Source organism: Streptomyces sp. LX-29 (assembly GCF_029541745.1).
Lineage (GTDB): Bacteria > Actinomycetota > Actinomycetes > Streptomycetales > Streptomycetaceae > Streptomyces.
Genome location: NZ_CP089746.1, coordinates 7,707,456 through 7,725,047 on the forward strand (window position 1 = coordinate 7,707,456; position 17,592 = coordinate 7,725,047).

General features: G+C 75.2%; 15 protein-coding genes. 6 read left to right on the forward strand and 9 right to left on the reverse strand.

Features of this window, described 5'->3' with window-relative positions:
• Window positions 1–99: 99 nt before the first annotated feature.
• The gene (locus LRS74_RS31810) at window positions 100–1,350 is read right to left on the reverse strand and encodes a phosphodiester glycosidase family protein (RefSeq protein ID WP_277744251.1); all 1,251 of its coding nucleotides are present in this window, start codon (window positions 1,348–1,350) and stop codon (window positions 100–102) included.
• A gap of 245 nt (window positions 1,351–1,595) precedes the next feature.
• Here LRS74_RS31810 and LRS74_RS31815 point away from each other — a divergent pair, with 245 nt between their 5' ends.
• Both LRS74_RS31815 and LRS74_RS31820 read left to right on the forward strand, forming a co-directional pair.
• The gene (locus tag LRS74_RS31815; RefSeq protein ID WP_277744252.1) at window positions 1,596–2,453 is read left to right on the forward strand and encodes a phosphatidylinositol-specific phospholipase C/glycerophosphodiester phosphodiesterase family protein; all 858 of its coding nucleotides are present in this window, start codon (window positions 1,596–1,598) and stop codon (window positions 2,451–2,453) included.
• Window positions 2,454–2,515: 62 nt separating this feature from the next.
• A complete protein-coding gene (locus LRS74_RS31820) occupies window positions 2,516–3,004 on the forward strand; it encodes a GNAT family N-acetyltransferase (protein WP_277744253.1) in 489 nt (162 codons plus the stop codon).
• Between the two features lie 220 nt (window positions 3,005–3,224).
• Here the strand turns inward: LRS74_RS31820 and xylB are convergent, their stop codons facing one another.
• The 3 genes from xylB to LRS74_RS31835 form a co-directional block, all read right to left on the reverse strand.
• The gene (gene xylB, locus LRS74_RS31825; protein ID WP_277745024.1) at window positions 3,225–4,679 is read right to left on the reverse strand and encodes a xylulokinase; all 1,455 of its coding nucleotides are present in this window, start codon (window positions 4,677–4,679) and stop codon (window positions 3,225–3,227) included.
• A 207-nt stretch (window positions 4,680–4,886) separates the two neighbouring features.
• Window positions 4,887–6,317, reverse strand: a complete 1,431-nt coding sequence (locus tag LRS74_RS31830; RefSeq protein WP_277744254.1) for an SWF or SNF family helicase — start codon at window positions 6,315–6,317, stop codon at window positions 4,887–4,889.
• Complete coding sequence (locus LRS74_RS31835; protein ID WP_277744255.1) at window positions 6,314–9,289, reverse strand: DEAD/DEAH box helicase; 2,976 nt, start codon at window positions 9,287–9,289, stop codon at window positions 6,314–6,316. The genes LRS74_RS31830 and LRS74_RS31835 overlap by 4 nt, the downstream gene beginning before the upstream one ends.
• A gap of 216 nt (window positions 9,290–9,505) precedes the next feature.
• Between LRS74_RS31835 and LRS74_RS31840 the strand changes: the two genes are divergently transcribed.
• Window positions 9,506–9,688 carry a hypothetical protein gene (locus LRS74_RS31840; protein ID WP_277744256.1) on the forward strand — a complete coding sequence of 61 codons (183 nt, stop codon included), beginning with the start codon at window positions 9,506–9,508 and terminating at the stop codon, window positions 9,686–9,688.
• A 242-nt stretch (window positions 9,689–9,930) separates the two neighbouring features.
• Here the strand turns inward: LRS74_RS31840 and LRS74_RS31845 are convergent, their stop codons facing one another.
• The 5 genes from LRS74_RS31845 to LRS74_RS31865 all read right to left on the reverse strand — a co-directional run bounded on the left by LRS74_RS31845 (window position 9,931) and on the right by LRS74_RS31865 (window position 14,525).
• On the reverse strand, window positions 9,931–10,758 hold the full coding sequence (locus LRS74_RS31845; RefSeq protein ID WP_277745025.1) for a hypothetical protein: 828 nt from the start codon (window positions 10,756–10,758) through the stop codon (window positions 9,931–9,933).
• Window positions 10,759–11,031: 273 nt separating this feature from the next.
• Window positions 11,032–11,295 (reverse strand): hypothetical protein, encoded by a 264-nt coding sequence (locus LRS74_RS31850; protein WP_277745026.1) that lies wholly within the window; start codon window positions 11,293–11,295, stop codon window positions 11,032–11,034.
• Between the two features lie 621 nt (window positions 11,296–11,916).
• Window positions 11,917–12,516 (reverse strand): methyltransferase domain-containing protein, encoded by a 600-nt coding sequence (locus LRS74_RS31855; RefSeq protein ID WP_277744257.1) that lies wholly within the window; start codon window positions 12,514–12,516, stop codon window positions 11,917–11,919.
• Window positions 12,513–14,009 carry a cytosine permease gene (locus tag LRS74_RS31860; RefSeq protein ID WP_277744258.1) on the reverse strand — a complete coding sequence of 499 codons (1,497 nt, stop codon included), beginning with the start codon at window positions 14,007–14,009 and terminating at the stop codon, window positions 12,513–12,515. The genes LRS74_RS31855 and LRS74_RS31860 overlap by 4 nt, the downstream gene beginning before the upstream one ends.
• Before the next feature lie 87 nt (window positions 14,010–14,096).
• Window positions 14,097–14,525 (reverse strand): PPOX class F420-dependent oxidoreductase, encoded by a 429-nt coding sequence (locus LRS74_RS31865; protein WP_277744259.1) that lies wholly within the window; start codon window positions 14,523–14,525, stop codon window positions 14,097–14,099.
• A gap of 122 nt (window positions 14,526–14,647) precedes the next feature.
• Here LRS74_RS31865 and LRS74_RS31870 point away from each other — a divergent pair, with 122 nt between their 5' ends.
• The 3 genes from LRS74_RS31870 to LRS74_RS31880 all read left to right on the forward strand — a co-directional run bounded on the left by LRS74_RS31870 (window position 14,648) and on the right by LRS74_RS31880 (window position 17,571).
• On the forward strand, window positions 14,648–15,058 hold the full coding sequence (locus LRS74_RS31870) for a roadblock/LC7 domain-containing protein (protein ID WP_277744260.1): 411 nt from the start codon (window positions 14,648–14,650) through the stop codon (window positions 15,056–15,058).
• A gap of 250 nt (window positions 15,059–15,308) precedes the next feature.
• Window positions 15,309–16,376 carry a DUF6397 family protein gene (locus tag LRS74_RS31875; RefSeq protein WP_277744261.1) on the forward strand — a complete coding sequence of 356 codons (1,068 nt, stop codon included), beginning with the start codon at window positions 15,309–15,311 and terminating at the stop codon, window positions 16,374–16,376.
• Window positions 16,377–16,542: 166 nt separating this feature from the next.
• Entirely contained in the window at window positions 16,543–17,571 is a 1,029-nt protein-coding gene (locus tag LRS74_RS31880; protein ID WP_277744262.1) for an ABC transporter substrate-binding protein, read from the forward strand.
• Window positions 17,572–17,592: the final 21 nt, after the last annotated feature.

The following is a 17,592-nucleotide window of genomic DNA, read 5'->3' on the forward strand; positions in this document are numbered from 1 at the left end:
TTGGGATCTACATCTAAAATTGCACTGGAGCGCCCCCGAAGCTAGCAGCGCCCATTGTGTCCGCGCAGTCACTCGGACGGGTGGCATGATCAGGTTTGGTTAAGAGCGGGTGAATACGCCGATGCCATTGGGCACGGGGCGCTCCGAGCCGCCCGAGGGATGGTTCCGCACTTTTGTGCGGGTGCCGCCGGGGGCCCGTGTCACCAGCGTCGAGGAACCGCCGCCGTCGAGGTTCACCACGTCCCGCGCGCCGAGCTCCAGCATGACCTCGGCCAGCTCCGCGATCGTCAGCCCGGAGCGGTACTCCGCCCTGCCGTCCAGCGCCAGCAGATGGAGGAGCCGCCCGCCCCTGCCGACGCCCGCGCCGGTGCGCACCGCGGTGGTGACGGCGTCCAGCCCCTCCAGGGGTCGACCGTCACGAGCGATGGGATAGCCGCCGACAGCGAAGTCGAACGGCGTCCGCTGAGTGCCCTTCAGGGTGTACGTCGTCCGTACCGGGTCGCCCACCCGCAGCCCGCGCAGCGCCCGCGCCCCTGCCTCGCGGCCCACCAGCACCACCGTGTCCGACGCGATCGCCCCCTTGCCCGGGGTGCGGGCCACCGCCGTCACCCGTCCGCGGCGCACCGTCACCTCCCGGGTCTCGGTGCTGCACGGGGCTGACCGGTCGGTGTCCGTGCCGCAGGTCGCCCGCACCCGCGAGGTGGTGCCCCAGGCGGAGGTGAACGCGCCGACGCCGTCCACCGCCACCGCGTACTGGTTCAGCCCGCGCAGTCGCAGCTCGCCGCGCGGGGTGCGCACCGTGCCCCGCAGCGACAGCCGGTCCACCCGGGCCCTGCGGTCCGTGCCCACCCCGATGACGTCTCGGACGGACGCCCCGGGCGGCAGCGCGGGCCCGAACCGCTGTCCCCTGGGAACCGCCCCCTTCAGCACCCGCCCGCCGGCCACGGCCGGGCCCACCGGCGCTCCGGTGGCCTCCACGCCCGGGTGCTGGACCTCGGTGATGTTGAAGAAGTCGCCGTTGACGGCGGCCACCGCGCCGCGCGCGTCGGCCAGCCGGGTCACCGGCGCCCGGGCCCCGACCGCGTCCGGGTACAGCAGGCCCGACGCGGTCCGCGCGGTACGCAGGTCGACGGTGAGCAGATGGCCGTAGGCCGTGCCGTGGGGCGTCGACACCGCGAACCGCCGGTAGTCGACGCCCGGCGCCAGCGTGGTCTCCGTCAGCTGGCGCAGTCCGTTCGGCGCGCCCCGCGCGGGAGTCGCTCCGGCCAGCCCGCCGCCGACCAGCGCCACCCAGGCGGTGCCCGCCGCCACCGTCCTCCGCAGCCGTCTCAGTCGTCTGTGGCGTGTCATCGTCCCCCCTCGGTCCCGATGGCCCGGGCGGCCCTCGATGGTGGCCAACTGTCGCACCGCGCAAGGGACTTCTCCACGGCGTACGGGGGTGAACGGAACGCCGGGGAAACCCCGGGGGAGCACCCTCGGAACTCTTCATCCCCCTCTGCCCATCGCGCGCCCCGCCCCCGATACTCACTGGCGTCCGCCGTGCACAGCCGCGTGCACCCCCGGCCGTGGGCCGGGACGAGAACCGGGAGGCCCCCATGGTCCGCCGTACGCGCCGCGCCTTCGTCGTCACGCTCGGAGCCGCCCTCGCGGGCGGTGCGGCCGCGCCCGCCCTGGCGGCGGAACCCCCGACCGGGCGCGACCGCCGCGCGCCGCTGCGCAGAGCCCATGCGCACAACGACTACGAGCACCCCCACCCGCTCGATGACGCGCTCTCGCACGGCTTCACCAGCGTGGAGGCCGACATCTGGCTGGTCGACGGCGAACTGCTGGTCGCCCACGACGAGGTCGACCTCGACCCCGAGCGCACCCTCGAGGCCCTCTACCTCGACCCGTTGGCGCGGCGCGTCCGGGCCAACGGCGGTCGCGTCTTCCGGGGCCACGACGTCACCCTGCAACTGCTCATCGACATCAAGAGCGCGGGCGACCCCACCTACCGCGCGCTGTCCCGACGACTGCGCCGCTACGCGCCCCTGCTGAGCGTCGCCGCCGGCGGCCGGGTGCGCCGCCGCGCGGTCACCGCCGTCGTCTCCGGCGACCGCGGCGCGCGGGTCCCCATGGAGGCCGAGCGGATCCGGCACGCCTTCTACGACGGCCGACCGGACGACCTGGGCAGCGGCGTCCCGGCCTCCTTCGCCCCGCTGATCAGCGCCAACTGGAACTCGCTCTTCACCTGGTGGGGGGTGGGCGAGATGCCCCCGGCGCAGCGGGAGCGGCTGCGGCGCATCATCGGCGCCGCGCACACCGAGGGGCGGCGCGTCCGGTTCTGGGCCACACCGGACCTGCCGGGCCCGGAGCGTGAGGCGGTGTGGCGCGAGCTGCTGGCGGCTGACGTCGATCACATCAACACGGATGATCTGGCCGGCCTGGAGAACTTTCTTCGCATCATGCGCTGATCGGACATATCCGCATCGTACGTGGCTGGCGTCGCGGCACCCGGTGCGCCATGCTGGCCGCTATGTTGATCAAGGACGCGACGGCCGACCACTGGCCCGCCATCTGGCCCTTTCTGCAGCGGATCTGCGCCGCGGGCGAGACCTTCACCTATCCGGTCGATCTCGACGAGCCGTTGGCCCGTGACATGTGGATGCTGAAGGCGCCCGGCCGCACGGTCGTCGCCGTCGACGAGGCGGGAACCGTGCTCGGCACGGCCAAGATGAATCCCAATCAGATGGGACCCGGCGCCCACGTCTCCAGCGCCAGCTTCATGGTCGACCCCGCGCACCAGGGACGCGGGGTCGGCCGCGCCCTGTGCGAGGAGGCGCTGCGCTGGGCGCGCGCCGCCGGCTACCGTGGCATGCAGTTCAACGCCGTCGCCGCGACGAACACCCGCGCGGTGGGGCTCTACCGCACCCTGGGCTTCGAGGTGGTCGGCACGGTCCCCGGAGCCTTCCGGCACCCGACCGAGGGGTATGTGGGGCTGCACGTGATGCACTGCGCGTTCTGAGCCGCTTTCCACGGCTCGTTCTCTGCCGCTTGCCACGGGCGCGTTCTGAGCCGCTTTCCACGGCCTGTCTGTGCCGCTTCCCACGGGCGTGTTCTGAGCCGCTTTCCGCAGCCTCTGAACCGCGCTCCGAGAGCGCCTTCTGAGATGCCGTCGGGCGCGCGGTCGCGTGGGACCGCGCGGGCGCGCCCGGCCCCCGCGCGAGGCCGCGTCCCCCGAGGGGTCACCCGCGGCGCAGCAGGGTGTCGGCATCGGCCAGCACCGAGCCGATGCGCTCCAGGGCCGCGTCGTCCCGCGCGACCGCCTCGTACTCGGGGCCGTCGGCGGTGCCCCAGCGACGGGCGACGGCCGCCGGGTCCTCACCCAGCAGCAGCCCCGCGGCCTGTGTGGCCGCGCCCAGCGCCACCGGCTCCGCGACCCGCGGCACCCGGAGGGGGCGGCCGCTGAGCCGGCGCACGGTGTCCCGCCAGGCCGTACCCCGTGCCCCACCGCCGATCAGCAACAGCGCGGCGTCCTCCGCACCCTCCCGGGGGCCGGCCACCTCCAGCACCCGGTCGAGGGCGGTCAGCAGCGCGTGGACGGCACCGTCGTAGGCGGCCTGGAGCACCTGGCCGGGTGTCGTGTCATGGCGCAGCCCGTGCAGGAGGCCGGAGGCCCGCGGCAGGTCGGGGGTGCGTTCGCCGTCGAGAAAGGGCAGCGCGACCACCGAGCCGCCCGGCTCCACCGCCTCGCGCTCGCGGCCGAGCAGCGCCGCGAACCGGTCGACGGCGGGCGCGCAGTTCAGGGTGCAGGCCAACGGGAGCCACGCCTCGCGGGCGTCGGCGAAGCCCGCGACCACCCCGGTCGGATCGGCGGGGCGCCGCGCGGACACGGTGAAGACCGTCCCGGAGGTGCCCAGACTGAGCACCGGCTGACCGGGGCGCAGCCCGAGCCCCAGGGCCGCGGCCATGTTGTCGCCGGTGCCGATCGCCACCAGCGCCCCGCCGGGCAGCGGCAGGTCCGGCTGGTTCCGCACGGTTCCGGCCGCCTCGCCGTGCCGGCGGACGCGCGGCAACAGCGCGGGGGAGAGCCCGACATGCTCGAGCACCCGGTCGTCGTACGCCTCGTCCGCCGCCGACCACCAGCCGGTGCCCGACGCGTCGCCCCGGTCCGTGGTCGCCTCGCCCGTCAGGCGCTCGGTGAGGTAGTCGTGCGGCAGCCGTACGGCGGCGGTCGCGCGGACGGCCTCGGGCTCGTGCTCCCGCAGCCACGCCCACTTCGTCACCGTGAAGGACGGCGCCGGGACGCTGCCGGTGCGCTCGGCCCAGACCGCGGGTCCGCCGAGCTCGGCCAGCAGCCGGTCGCGCTGCGGCGCGGAGCGCACGTCGTTCCACAACAGCGCGGGCCGCACCGGGTTCCCGGCGGAGTCGAGCGTCACCAGGCCGTGTTGCTGCCCGGCGACGGACACCGCCGCGGCCTGCCGGGCCTCGGGCCCGCACTCCTCCAGGGCCGCGCACAGCGCCCGCCACCACCCGCGGGGGTCGCTCTCCCTGCCCCGACCGTCGGCCCCGCCGCCGACGGTGTGCGGGGCCCGGCCCCGCGCGACGACCTCGCCCGTCGAGGCGTCGACGACCACCGCCTTGGTGGACTGGGTGGAGCTGTCCACGCCGACGACGAGCGGCCCCTCGGACACCTGCATGGCTGTGGCCACCGGACTCTCCCTCTGTGCGGTCTGGGCGACCCGCGCGGGCCGCCGTGGCCCGCGCGGGCGTCGGAGCCGGCCGGGCGGGACCGGCCACGGCGCCACCGTCCCTGCGGCGGCCGTGCGGCGGTGCCCGGCGCGGGGCCTCCAGTCTCCCGCCGGTCGTCCTCCGCGCGCCCGCGGAGGACGACCTCCAAGCGGGTGTCAGTCCGTGAGGAGCCCGGCGAGCGCGGCCGCCGGATCCTCCGCGCACGGCCCGGCGGGCCACCACTGCCCGCGCTCCTTGCGGTACGGCCACCAGCGTCCGTCCCGTCCGTAGCGCAGCTGGACGTTCGCGCCGACCGCGGTCCACCGGTTGCCGGACGCGCGCAGCCGGGGCAGCCCGCCCGGTGCGTCCGCCCCGCTCCGCCCGCCCTGTCCGGCCGGGTCGCCCTCGTCCTCGCCGTCCTCCTGGTCCTCCCAGGCGGCGGCGAGCTCCGCGCGGGCGCGGGCGAGCGCCTCGGCGTCGGGCGCCCAGTCCTCCTCCAGCACCGCCAACCCGGCCACGCCGCCGTGCTGCCAGGCACGCACCGCGCGCTCCAAGGCCCCGCGGTCACGGCCGCAGCCCTCGGCGAGCCGGGCGCGGATCCGCGCGGTGTCCGGGTTCGGCGCGCCGGCGTCGGCCGCCAGCCGTACCGCGTCCTGCCAGACGGAGAGCCCCGCGGGGAACGGCGCGGTCGCGTGCTCCGGCGCCAGTGCCTCGGCCAGCAGCCGGCGCGCCCGTACGGCCGCGTCCGCCGCCAGGAACTCCAGCGCGCCGGGGTCGAGCCCCGGGGCCGGGTCCGTGCCGCCGCCGAGGGCGGGCGGAACCCCGGGCTCCGCCACGGTGGGCGGGGGATCCGGCAGCGGCGCCACGAGGGCGCGGCCGGCGAAGGCCTCCGCGGCCGATATGCCCTCCGCGGCCGTGCCACCGGCCGCCTGACGGTCGGTCGGCGTCACCCCGTCGGCCGGATCGGCCGCGGGCTCGTCGGGGGCGGACTCCCGTACGGCGGCGGCCGCCCGCGCGGCACTGCGCTCCTGGAGCTCGTCCAGCACCTCCCGCTCGGTGCGGCCGCGCACCAACAGCAGCACGAACGGGTCCTGGTCCAGCAACCGCGCCACCTGGTAGCAGAGCGCGGCGGTGTGCGGGCAGTGGTCCCACTCCGCACAGCCGCACTCCGGCTCCAGGTCGCCGATGCCGGGCAGCAGCTCGACGCCGGCCGCGGCCGCGTCCTCGGCCAGGTGCGGCGGCATCTCGCGGTCGAGCAGCGCGGCGATGTTCCCCGCGCGGTCCGCGACCACCGCCAACAGCCGGTCCCACTCCGCCTCGTCGAACTCCCGCAGGAGCACGTCGGAGCGCTGCTGCGTGCCGTCGCGGTCGCGGACCACGCTGGTGATGCGGCCCGGCCGCACCGAGACGGCACCCACCGCCCCCGCCCGCGCCTGGACCCGCCCGCGCCTGAGCTGATCACCGTCGAGCGCCGTGTCCTCCAGGGCCTTGAGCCAGGCCCGGCCCCACCAGGTGGTGGCGAAACCGCGGCCCCGCGCGGGCGGCAGCGCGGCGAAGGTGCGCTCGGCGGGGCTCTCCCCGCGCCGTGTCCGGTACGCCTCGGTCATCGGTCGTTCCCCCTCAACTCCACCAGTTCCGCCAGCTCGGCGTCGGTCAGTTCGGTCAGCGCCGCCTCGCCGGTGCCCAGCACCGCCTCCGCCAGCTCCCGCTTGCGCTCCAGCATCGCCGCGATCCGGTCCTCGACCGTGCCCTCCGCGATCAGCCGGTGGACCTGCACCGGCCGGGTCTGCCCGATGCGGTACGCGCGGTCGGTGGCCTGCGCCTCCACGGCCGGGTTCCACCAACGGTCGTAGTGCACCACGTGCTCCGCGCGGGTGAGGTTCAGACCGGTGCCCGCGGCCTTCAGGGACAGCAGGAAGACCGGGACCTCGCCGTCCTGGAAGCGGCGGACCATCTCGTCCCGCTGTGCCACCGGCGTGCCACCGTGCAGGAGCAGCGTCGGCACGCCGCGCGCCGCCAGGTGCCGCTCCAGCAGTCGGGCCATCCGCACGTACTGCGTGAAGACCAGCACACCGGCGCCCTCGGCCAGGATGGTGTCGAGCAGCTCGTCGAGCAGCTCCAGCTTCCCGGAGCGCCCGGGGATCCTGGGCTCGTCCTCCTTGAGGAACTGCGCCGGGTGGTTGCAGATCTGCTTCAGTCCGGTGAGCAGTTTGACGATGAGCCCGCGGCGCTCGAAGGCGTCGGCTCCGGAGATCTCGGCGAGGATCTCGCGCACCACCGCCTCGTACAACGCGGCCTGCTCCGTGGTGAGCGCCACCGCGCGGTCCGTCTCCGTCTTCTCGGGCAGCTCCGGGGCGATGCCCGGATCGGACTTGCGGCGGCGCAGCAGGAAGGGCCGCACCAGCCGCGCGAGACGCTCGGCGGCCGCCGGGTCGGCGGCCCGCCCGCCGCCCTGCCCGGCACCGCCCTCGATGGGCTGGGCGTAGCGCCTGCGGAAGGCGCCGAGCGTCCCCAGCAGTCCGGGGGTGGTCCAGTCGAGGATCGCCCACAGCTCGGTGAGGTTGTTCTCCACCGGGGTGCCGGAGAGCGCCACCCGCGCCTTCGCCCCTATGGTGCGCAGCTGCTTGGCCGTCGCCGAGAACGGGTTCTTGACGTGCTGCGCCTCGTCCGCCACCACCATGCCCCAGGGCCCGGCCGCCGCGAGCCGTCGCGCGTCCAGCCGCATGGTGCCGTACGTCGTGAGCACGAACTCCCCGTCGGCCAGGCCCTCCAGGCTCCGCGCGGAGCCGTGGAAGCGGCGTACCGGGGTGCCGGGCGCGAACTTCCCGATCTCCCGCTGCCAGTTGCCCATCAGCGACGCCGGGCAGACGACGAGCGTGGGGCCGGCGGTGTCGGGGGAGGTCTGGCGGTGCAGATGGAGGGAGATCAGGGTGATGGTCTTGCCCAGGCCCATGTCGTCGGCGAGACAGCAGCCGAGGCCGAGCGAGGTCATCCTGCTCAGCCAGTCCAGGCCGCGCAGTTGGTAGTCGCGCAGCGTCGCGGCGAGCGCGGCGGGCTGCCGCACCGGCTCGCGGCCGGTGCCCTCGGGACCCTCGGGGGTGGCGATCGCGTCGCGGAGCCGGGCCAGCCAGCCGGTGGCCTCGACCTCCACGGTGGTGCCGTCGGGGGCCTCGGTACGTCCGGTGAGCGCGGCGCCGAGCGCCTCCACGGGGGTGAGCTTGCGGTCCTGCCGGTCGCGGGCCGCGCGGAGCGCCTCCGGGTCGATGACCACCCACTGGTCGCGCAGCCGCACCACGGGACGGCTGGCCTCGGCGAGCCGGTCCAGCTCCGCGCGGGTGAGCTCCGTGTCGCCGACGGCGAAGCGCCAGTCGAAGCGGAGCAGCGCGTCGGCGGAGAGGAACGAGGGCAGGCCGGATCCGTCCCCGTCGAACCGTTCCCGCCCCTCCGCGCGGTCGTCCCTTTCGGAGTGGTCCCCGCCGTCCGGGCCCACGACCGCGCGGGCGGTGAGCCCGCGCGCCAGCTCCTTGGGCCAGTGCACCCGCACACCGGCGGCGGCCAGCGCGCGGGTGGCGGAGCCGAGCAGCTCCGCCACCTCCTCGTCGGCCAGTTCGACGGCGTCGGGTACGGCCGCGGAGAGCAGCGGGGTCAGCGGCGGCCAGGCGTGCGCGGCCCGGCGCAGGGTGAGCAGCGCGTCCATCCGGGCGCGTGGGCCCAGCGCGGCGGCCACGGGCGAGGTGCCGGCCCAGACGTCGGCCGCGTCGGCGACGAGCGCGGGGTCGGTGAGGCTGTGCAGTTGGAGGACGACGCGGAAGTCGGGCCCGCGCGTGGCGTCGTCCGCCGTGTCCTCCACGGTCGCGTCCACCGTCGGCCCGTACGCCTCGACGCGCAGCGACAGCCGCACGCCGGCGTCGTGGCCCGCGGCGATGTCCGCGGCCCAGGAGCGCTGCTCGGGCAGCCGCCGCGGCTCGGCGGCGGCGAAGGCAGGGCCGCCCGCGGCGAGGGCCGCGGCGGGCGAGCGCGGGAGGCCGTCCGCCACCGCGTCCAGGAAGGCGCGAAGCAGCCGCTCGGGCTCCGGCAGCAGCGGCGGTTCGGTGCCGGCCAGCGGTACGGCGTGCGCCTCCGGCGGCATCGCGGCGGCCAGCTCGCGCACTCGCCGCAGGTCGTCGGCGGAGAGCGGGCCTGCGCGCCACGCGTCGTGGTCGCCGGCGCTGAGTCCGGGCAGCAGGCGACCACGGGCGGCGAGTTGGAGAGCCAGCACCGACGCGGCCCCCCAGAAGGCGGCGGCCGGATGGCCGCCGGCGGCACGCGCCCGAGTGAGCACGGGCAGCGCCTCGCCCGCCGACAGCACCAGGGCCCGCACGGTCCGGGGGCGGATCTCCGCGCCGTCCATGACGACGACGGTCAGCTCCTCGACGCGGTCGGGCTCGGACCCCGGGGCGGGCGCGTCGGCGGAGGGCGGGTCGCTCGGCGTCCAGAAGGCGACGCGTCCGGCGCGCGCCGGGTCACCGGGCAGGAAGACGGTGTGACAGCGGATGAGTTCGGTGATCAGGGAGGGCGTTGCCGCGAAGGGCGATGTCACAGCGATGACGCATTCCTCAAATTTGACTAGCCGAGTTCGGAATCGCCGAGGGTACACCGCCAGGTGGGCCTCCGGACGTGCCTCCGGCGTGATCCGCGTCACTCGGGTGGAGACTGGATGCGTCGACCTCGTGTCGCCGGGCGCCGAGGGCGCACCGTGGGAAGACGGTGGCCGGCGCGGCGTGAGCGCGGCGTGTCGCCGTGAAGGAGGCGGAAGATGTCCAAGGGTGCGAAGGCCGCCACCGGGGCGGTCGCGGTGGCCGTGATCCTGCTCTGGCTGCTGCCGCTGTGGGCGGCGGCACTGATCATCGTCGGGGTGCCCGTGGTGGGCTTCCTCCTGCTCGACCCGGAGCAGCGACGCAGGCTGCGCGGGTCCTTCCACAAGGAGATCGGACGCTGAGGGCGCGGCCCGCCGCCGCACGGCCCGCCGCCGCGCGGTACGCCGAGCGGCCGGGGCCCGCGTGGGTCGGCCGCTGTCGGGGGAGGCTTCGCCGGCGTCCGCGACGATGAGCCTCGGTTCCATGGCCACTGCGCGCGATGCCGATTTCGGATGGGCGGGGGCGGGCTTCTCCGGGCGGCGGAAGGTGCCCGGCGCGAGGCGGGGAGAGTGGCCGGTCCCCCTCCGGCGGGTGGGAGGCGTTCTCAGTGCGGGCGAACGGCCAACCGGTCCAGGGCGTTCAGCAGGGCCGGCAGTTCGGGGCCCCGGCCGACCGGCAACACCTCGCCCGGAGCCTCGTCCAGGAGGACGAACGCGATGTCGTCGGTACGGGCCACGAGGCTCCAGCCCGGCCCGTCGGCCCGGAGCGTGCGCGCGTCGCCCGAGGCGAAGGCCGAGCGGATCCGGCCGGGCGGCGGGGGCGATTCCAGGTAGGCACGGGCCTCCTCCAGGACGCGGCGCACCCCCGCGTGCGGCTTCTCGCCCGCCGGCACGAAGGTCACCTCATCGCCGATCTGCTCCCGCCAGGTCGCCCACTGGAGCGCGATCTCGTCCGCCCCCAGCCGACGCTGCGCGGGACCCCACCCGTCGGCGTCCGGCGGCGCGAGCGGCAGCCGCCCCGGCGCGGCTCCGTCCGCGGCCTCCGGGTCGAGCTCCGGATCGGGCCGCGGGTCGTGCGGAGCCGGGATGCCGGGCACGGCCACGGCGACCGCCAGCGGCCACCCGGGGAGCGAGGCGACGACGGAGCGTTCGTCGGGGGACAGGTCGTACTCCATGCCGCAGTCCCAGGCGGCGATCGCACAGGCGACGAGCGAGACGTCGTCGGTGACCACCGTCCAGCGCGCGCCCTCCTCGTCCTGGCCCAGGACCAGCCCGTACCCGGCGTCGCACGGATCCAGCCCCAAGGCCCCGCAGACCTCCGGGTAGTCGTCCCCGAGCACGCTGGGAAACCGCGCGGGCGTCAGGAGGACAGCGGTCAGGACGTACAGCGCGCCGTCCCCCGCCTCCTCGGTGAGCTCGTCCGTCGTGGGCACGGCGGCCTCCTCCTCCAGCTCGTGTACGGCGTCCGGGCCGGACACGGCTCGATCGACGCGGCCACCGTGACGGGCGGGCGCGCCCCGGCGTCGGGGCGACCGGGCGTACGGGGCGATCGACCGGTTCCGAGCGGCATGACGCCCTCGGCCACCTCCGGTGCATCGACCGACCACGTCCGGCCGACCGGTTGTCCGGCGCACCTTAACCAGCCGGTAGCCACGGCGTCGAGAGGTCGCGCGAAGCCGTCGTGGAACACGCGCCGGGCCGAACACTCAGGCAGAGGGCAGACCCAGGAGGGACCGCGCCACCTCCTGCGGCGACTCGTCGCGCTCCCGCGCGAGCGCTATCACCGCCCGGCAGGCCAGTTCGTGCACGCCGAACGCCAGCGCCTCCGGCGACACCCACTCGGCCGCCTCCGCGCTGCGCTGCTCGTCCGCCTCCGCGCACGCGGCGACGTGGGTGGCCGCCGCCTCGAAGAGGTTGGGCCGATGGCGGGCCGGGCGCGGTCCGGCGGCCCTGCCGACGGGGCGGGGCACCGCGCGGCGTGCCGGCGCCGGCTGTGGGGCGGCGGGGCGGGGGGTCGCGGACCGCGGTGCCTCCGGCCGGGGAGCCGCCGTCGGCGGCGCGCCGGCGGGCCGCGCGGCGCGGGTCCGGGACGGCACGGTCCGGGGCCGCCAGAGGACCCGCCACACCTCGTCGATCAGCGTGCCCATTCCGCGGAGCTTTCCTGCCACGTCGACCATCCCCTCCATGAGCCGCTGGAAGTGCCGTAGCGTCAAGTGTCCTCCGAGCGCGCGTCGTTGTCCCTGCCGTCGACGGGCCCGGGGCCACCGGGGGCGCGTCCGACCGAGGCGCACGGTCCACCCGAGGCCGAGGCCGAGGGCCCGCACGCCGCCGGCGGGCCGCGACGAGGGGCAGGCCCGACGGGACGAGGGCGTGGGCCGGACGGCGGGGGATGGGGCCGACGCGGGGCAGACCGGGCGCGGGAGGCGGCCCGCGTGAGCGGCTGGGGGCGGACGGGGGGGCGGACGGGACGTGTGGGCGGGCCGGGTGCGGGAGGTGGCCTGCCTGGGCGGCTGGAGGCCGACGCGGGTAGACGGATGCGTGCGCGGGCCGGGCCCATGCGTAGGGGCCGAGCGGCGGCGTTCGAGGCGGGGTCAGCTGGGACGCTCGGCCAGGGCCAGGAAGCGCGCGTCCACGTCCTCGTAGGAGCTCAGCCGCCAGCCGGAGCGCGTCAGCACCGGGCGGAGGTTGGGCTCGGCGCGCAGGTCGTCAGGGGTGAGCCGGCGACCCTTCCGGGCGGCGAGCGCCGCCCTCCCGACGGGATGGAACAGCGCCAGCCGCCCGCCGGGCCGCACCACCCGCGCCAGCTCACGCAGCCCCGCCTCCGGGTCGGGCAGATGGGACAGCAGCCCGGCGGCGAACACCGCGTCGAGCGTTCCGTCGCGCAGCGGCAGCCGCGTCACGTCGGCGACCGTGAGCGGTGCCGCGCGGTGGCGCCCCGCGCGGACCGCCGCCTCCAGCATCGCCGGTGTGAGGTCGGCACCGAGGACCCGCCCCTCCGGGCCCACGGCGGCGCGCAGCGCGGGCAGGGCGCGGCCGGTGCCGCAGCCCGCGTCGAGGACCGTGTCTCCGGTGCGCAGCTCCAGGTCGGCGACGGCGGCGGCATAGGCCGGCTCGTCATCGGGGAAGCGCGCGTCCCAGTCGGCCGCCCGCGCGGTGAAGAACTCCCGCACCTCGTGGTGGTCGTGGCTCACAGGGCTCCTTCGGAGGTGGTGGAGGCGGCGGCGCCCCGTCGGCGACCGTCCAGGGTCGACAGCGCGGCGTAGAGCGCGCCCGCGACGAGCAGCGCCACGACCACGCCGATGTTCATCGCGCCGAGCGTGCCCCGCGCGGCGCTCTCGGTGAGCAGGAACCCCACGCCTCGTGCGAGGTGTGGATCGGCGGAGGTGATCAGTCCCAGCCCGAGGGCGGTGGCCGCGGCGAGCGAGACCACGGCGGGCCATCCCACGGGCCGGACCGCGGTGAGGTCGTACCCCGCCGCGCGGCGACGCCACTGCTCGACCAGGAACACCGCCACCCAGGCCGCCATCGTCACCCCGACGATGGACAGGAACGCCTGAAACGTGGCGAGGAAGCTCTGCGAGACGAACAGCAGGTACCAGCCGCCGAGGGTCATCAGCGCGCCGTCGACCAGGACCGCCAGATGACGCCGGATCGGTACGCCGAGCGTGAGCAGCGACATCCCCGAACTGTAGATGTCCATGATCGCGCCAGAGACGAAGCCGCCGACGGCGGTGAGCAGATACGGCACCAGGAACCAGGTCGGCAGCTCGGCGGCCAGGGCGCCGACCGGGTCGGCGGCGGCAGCGGCTGCCAGCCGTGGATCGCCCGAGGTCAGCAGCGCGCCGAAGACCAGCAGCACCAGCGGCGCCAGGACGCCGCCCAGCGTCGTCCAGCCGGCGATGCCCCGCGCGGAGGCGTCGCGCGGCAGATAGCGGCTGTAGTCCGCGCCGCAGTTGACCCAGCCCAGACCGAGCAGGGTCATGGCGAAGACGACGCCGCCGACGAACACCCCGGCGTCCCCCGGGGCGCCGCCCGCCGTCGACAGGTCGACGCGATCGGCCATGAGGACCATGTACGCGACCGTCATCACGGCTATGGCGGCGGTGAGGTACTTCTGCACCTTCATGATCAGCGCGTGCCCGTACACTCCGACGACGACCACCACGGCGGCCGTCACCGCGAAGCACAGCGCGACGGCGGTGGTCGTCGGCGAGCCCTCGCCGCCCCGCTCGGCGAAGGCACCCGGGGCGACGCGCGCCAGGATGGCCGCACCACCCAGCGAGGAGAGGGTGACCAGCACGGTCTCCCAACCGACGTTGGAGACGTAGCTGAAGAGGGTCGGCAGCTTGTTGCCGTGCAGTCCGAAGGAGAGCCGGCTGATCGCCATGGTCGGCGCCCCGGTCCGCGCGCCCGCCACCGACACCAGGCCGACGAGCGCGAACGACAGCACATAGCCGATCGCTCCGGCGGCGACGGCCTGCCACCACCCCAGCCCCAAACCCATCAGGTAGACGCCGAAGGCGACGCCCGCGAGCGAGAGGTTCGAGGCCGCCCACGGCCAGAAGAGCGACGCCGGCGTGCCGTGCCGCTCGGCGTCGGGGACCGGGTTGATCCCGTTGCGTTCGACCGCTCCGGCGGAGGTGTTCACGGTGCGCCGCCGCGGGGCCGTGGGCTGTCGTGTCATCACACCATGATCGCGCGAGCCCGCGATCCCGTGAACGGCCCCGGCGCAGTGGCGACGGGCCCGCCCGCGAGAAGGCCGAGCCCCCCGCTAGTCGGTGAGCCCCGACAGCGCGACGACCTGGTCCACATGGACGCGGACGACCAGCTCGCCGGGGACCCCGTTGCGGGCGCCGAACTCCTCCGCCCGGTCCTCGCCCATGTAGCGGGCGGCGATCCGGGTCGCCCAGTGGCGGAGTTCGTCGAGGTCCTCACTCAGCTCCGCCCGCCCGCGCAGCGTGACGAAGGCGAACGGCGGCCGCTCGTCGTCCACGCAGAGGCTGACCCGCCCGTCGCGTGCCAGATTGCGTCCCTTGACGGTGTCCTTCCCGGTGTTGAAGACCACGTCCTCCCCGTCGAGCAGGAACCACACCGGGGCGAGGTGCGGGCTCCCGTCCGCCCGGACCGTCGCCAGCTTCGCGGTGCGGGTTCCCTCGGAGACGAATGCCTGCCACTGATCCTTGGTCATCTTCTGCGCCATGTCCCCATCCTGCCAACCCGCTCACACAGGCGCCGCCAGTCCCGAGGTCGGGTTGCCGAGACGACGGCAGTGAGAAAGGCTGGTGCAGGTGCGGGGAATTCGCCGGACGGGGAGGGCACGGAATGGCACTCAGTAAGGGGCTCGACTGGCTGCTGGACGACCTGACCGAGCGTGTCGAGCACGTGCGGCACGCCCTCGTGTTGTCGACCGACGGCCTGGTGACCGCCGCCAGCTCCTCGCTACCACGCCAGGACGCGGAGCACCTCGCCGCGGTCGCATCGGGTCTGCACAGCCTCGCCAAGGGGTCCGGGCGGCACTTCCGGACCGGCCGGGTGCGGCAGACGGTGGTGGAGTTCGAGGAGGGCGTGCTGTTCGTGACGGCGGCCGGAGACGGCAGCTGTCTCTGCGTGCTCGGCGGGCCGGACAGCGACGTCGGGCAGATCGCGTACGAGATGGCGCTGATGGTGAACAGAGTCGGGGAGCATCTGGGCGTCGAGTCCCGACGGCAGAGCAGCGCGACCAGTCACCTCTAGCGGCCGATCGGACCGGGGAATCCGGCGGTCGGCCGGTCGGCTGAGCGACGCGGTCGGCCGCCGAGGGCCGGAAGGGGATCACCCGAAGGGCTGAGCGGGTTGTCCACATGCGCGGACCTGTCCACAGCCACGCCCACCGCCTCCGCGCCGCCGCTAGATTCGTCACTGTCAGTGATTGATCGCGGGTCAGGGCGTAGCGGCACGTGAAGGCGTGGCGCTCCGTCGGGATCCAGAGCGGGGGAGGCCAGCGATGGTCGTACGCGAGCATGTTCTGTCGGAGCAGACGCCGGCCCCGGGGCGGCGACCCGTGCCGTGCCCGGAGGCGCCGGCGCGGCCACCCGAGACACCGGCCCCGGATCCCGGCCGGCCGCCGGAGGACACCGTCGCGTCCGGCTGGGCCGCCCGGCGACTGGGTCTGAAACCCAGCGAGTTCGAGCTGGCCGTACAGCTGGGTGAGGTGCGCACCGTGGCCACCGGCACCCCCTGGCTGCGGCGCGTGGACCGCACCGAGCTGCGCCGGCTCGCCGAGGCCGAGGGCGGCCCCGAGGGGCTGCGGGAGCGGCTGCGGTCGGTCGGAGTAGGGCAGGGTGCGGAGCTGTTGGGCATCAGCCCCGGCCGATTCGGCCGGCTGGCGCGCTGCGGGTGCTTCACCCCCGTCCGCTTCTACGTGAACCGCTACCAGGCCGTCGTCTGGCTCTATCTCGCGACCGAGGTGCGGCGGTTCGCCGAGCGGGAGCCGGAGTTGCTGACCGGCCGCGCCCCGGCCGGGCTGCTGGCGATGCTCGCCGCCGGCGAGGACCTGCGGGCCCGCGGCTGGCGCGGCCGCCGGGCCGAGCAGCTCATCGGGCAGACGGACGACCCGTGGGAGCGAGCCGCGGTGTGGGCTGCCCTGTTGGCCCCCGACGAGCTGGACCAGGCCGTGGAGGACCCGCATGAGCGTGCCTGGCTGCGGCGCCTCCGCCCCGCCCTGGTCTCCTCCGGAGCCCACGCCCCCGGCTCGCGCGACGCGGCCGCAGGCGTGCTCACGGCGGACGACCCGGTGGAGCTCCTCACCTGCCGCCTCTGCCTCGCCGCGGCGCTGACCACGGCCCGCGCGGCCCGTCCGGCCCCGCTCCTCGGGCCGGCCGAGGCCGTTCCCGGGGGCGTCGAGGCGTGGCCGCCCGGGGAGATCGCGGAGCCGTCGGGGGCGGCGGCGACGGGGGCGATGGGGACGACACAGGCGACGGGGTTGAAGGCTGCCGGGCGGCCCGCGCTTGGTCCCGCCTCCCGCACCGGCCGCTCGCGCCCGCTGTGGAGGCGACTGCTCGGCCGTGCCTGACTCCCGGGCACCCACAGGGGAGTCGAGCCCCGCCTGGAGACGGTCGACGCCGCATCGCTCCTCGCCGTGGTGGACCATCGATAAGAAGATCAGCTTAGGTTAGGCTTCCCTAGCCTTGTCGATGCTGTTGTGACGCCTGTCCCGTGATGACGGAAGTAGAGCACCCATGACGTATGACCTCGCCCGCTCAGCCCGTCTGTCGCGCCGTGGCCTGTTCGCGGCCGGCGGTGCCCTCGCCCTCGCTCCGGTGCTGGCGGCCTGCGGCGGTGACAAGAAGGACGACACGGCGAAGGCGGGCGAAAGCTCCTGGTCCTTCAAGGACGACCGGGGCCGCACGGTCACGCGGAAGAAGAGGCCGGAGCGGATCGTGGCCTTCGTCAGCACCGCCGCGGCGCTGTACGACTACGGGATCGAGTGCACCGGCATCTTCGGGCCCAGCTCGCCGGTGCACGGCAAGCCCAACCCGCAGGCCGGAGACCTCGATGTGGAACGGCTGACCAGCCTCGGCGAGGCGTGGGGCGCGTTCAGCATCGAGAAGTACGCCCGGCTCCGGCCCGACCTGTTGGTCAGCAACATGTTCCCGGCGCCTGATCTGTGGTTCGTGCCGCAGGACAGCGCCAAGAAGATCCAGGAGATCGCGCCCAGCGTCGGCATCAACGTCGCTCGCACCTCACTGCTCAACCCGCTCAAGCGCACGGCCGAGCTCGCCGAGTCTCTCGGTGCCGACCTCGGCGCGCGCAAGGTCGTCGACGCCAAGGCGCGCTTCGACCGGGCCGTCCGGACCCTGCGCGAGGCCGCCGCGGCCAACAAGGGCCTGAAGATCCTCGCCATGACCGCCGACCCGGACAACCTCTACGTCGCGGTCCCCGACTCGTACTGCGACCTCAACTTCTACAAGAGCCTCGGCGTCGAGTTCGTGGAGGGCAAGAAGAGCGACAAGTGGGGCTTCTGGGAGTTCCTCAGCTGGGAGAACGCCGACAAGTACCACGCCGACCTGATAATGATCGACAACCGTTCCAGCGCACTGCCGCGGCAGCAGCTCGACGAGCGACCCACCTGGCGCCGGCTTCCCGCGATCAAGGCCGAGCAGACCGTCGACTGGGCCATGGAAGAGCGCTTCAGCTACGCCGGCTACGCGCCGGTGCTCGAACAACTCGCCGCCGCGATAACCAAGTCCAAGAAGCTGCGCGCTTAGCCGCGCCCCGGTCCGCCGGGT

Bases quoted from the DNA above. Each gene is read 5' to 3' on its own strand.
- LRS74_RS31870 (WP_277744260.1), top strand. From the start codon at position 14,648: ATGGCACTCAGTAAGGGGCTCGACTGGCTGCTGGACGACCTGACCGAG.
- LRS74_RS31830 (WP_277744254.1), bottom strand. From the start codon at position 6,317: ATGACCGAGGCGTACCGGACACGGCGCGGGGAGAGCCCCGCCGAGCGC.
- LRS74_RS31820 (WP_277744253.1), top strand. From the start codon at position 2,516: ATGTTGATCAAGGACGCGACGGCCGACCACTGGCCCGCCATCTGGCCC.
- LRS74_RS31860 (WP_277744258.1), bottom strand. From the start codon at position 14,009: ATGACACGACAGCCCACGGCCCCGCGGCGGCGCACCGTGAACACCTCC.
- LRS74_RS31810 (WP_277744251.1), bottom strand. From the start codon at position 1,350: ATGACACGCCACAGACGACTGAGACGGCTGCGGAGGACGGTGGCGGCG.
- LRS74_RS31865 (WP_277744259.1), bottom strand. From the start codon at position 14,525: ATGGCGCAGAAGATGACCAAGGATCAGTGGCAGGCATTCGTCTCCGAG.
- LRS74_RS31880 (WP_277744262.1), top strand. From the start codon at position 16,543: ATGACGTATGACCTCGCCCGCTCAGCCCGTCTGTCGCGCCGTGGCCTG.
- xylB (WP_277745024.1), bottom strand. From the start codon at position 4,679: ATGCAGGTGTCCGAGGGGCCGCTCGTCGTCGGCGTGGACAGCTCCACC.
- LRS74_RS31875 (WP_277744261.1), top strand. From the start codon at position 15,309: ATGGTCGTACGCGAGCATGTTCTGTCGGAGCAGACGCCGGCCCCGGGG.
- LRS74_RS31815 (WP_277744252.1), top strand. From the start codon at position 1,596: ATGGTCCGCCGTACGCGCCGCGCCTTCGTCGTCACGCTCGGAGCCGCC.
- LRS74_RS31840 (WP_277744256.1), top strand. From the start codon at position 9,506: ATGTCCAAGGGTGCGAAGGCCGCCACCGGGGCGGTCGCGGTGGCCGTG.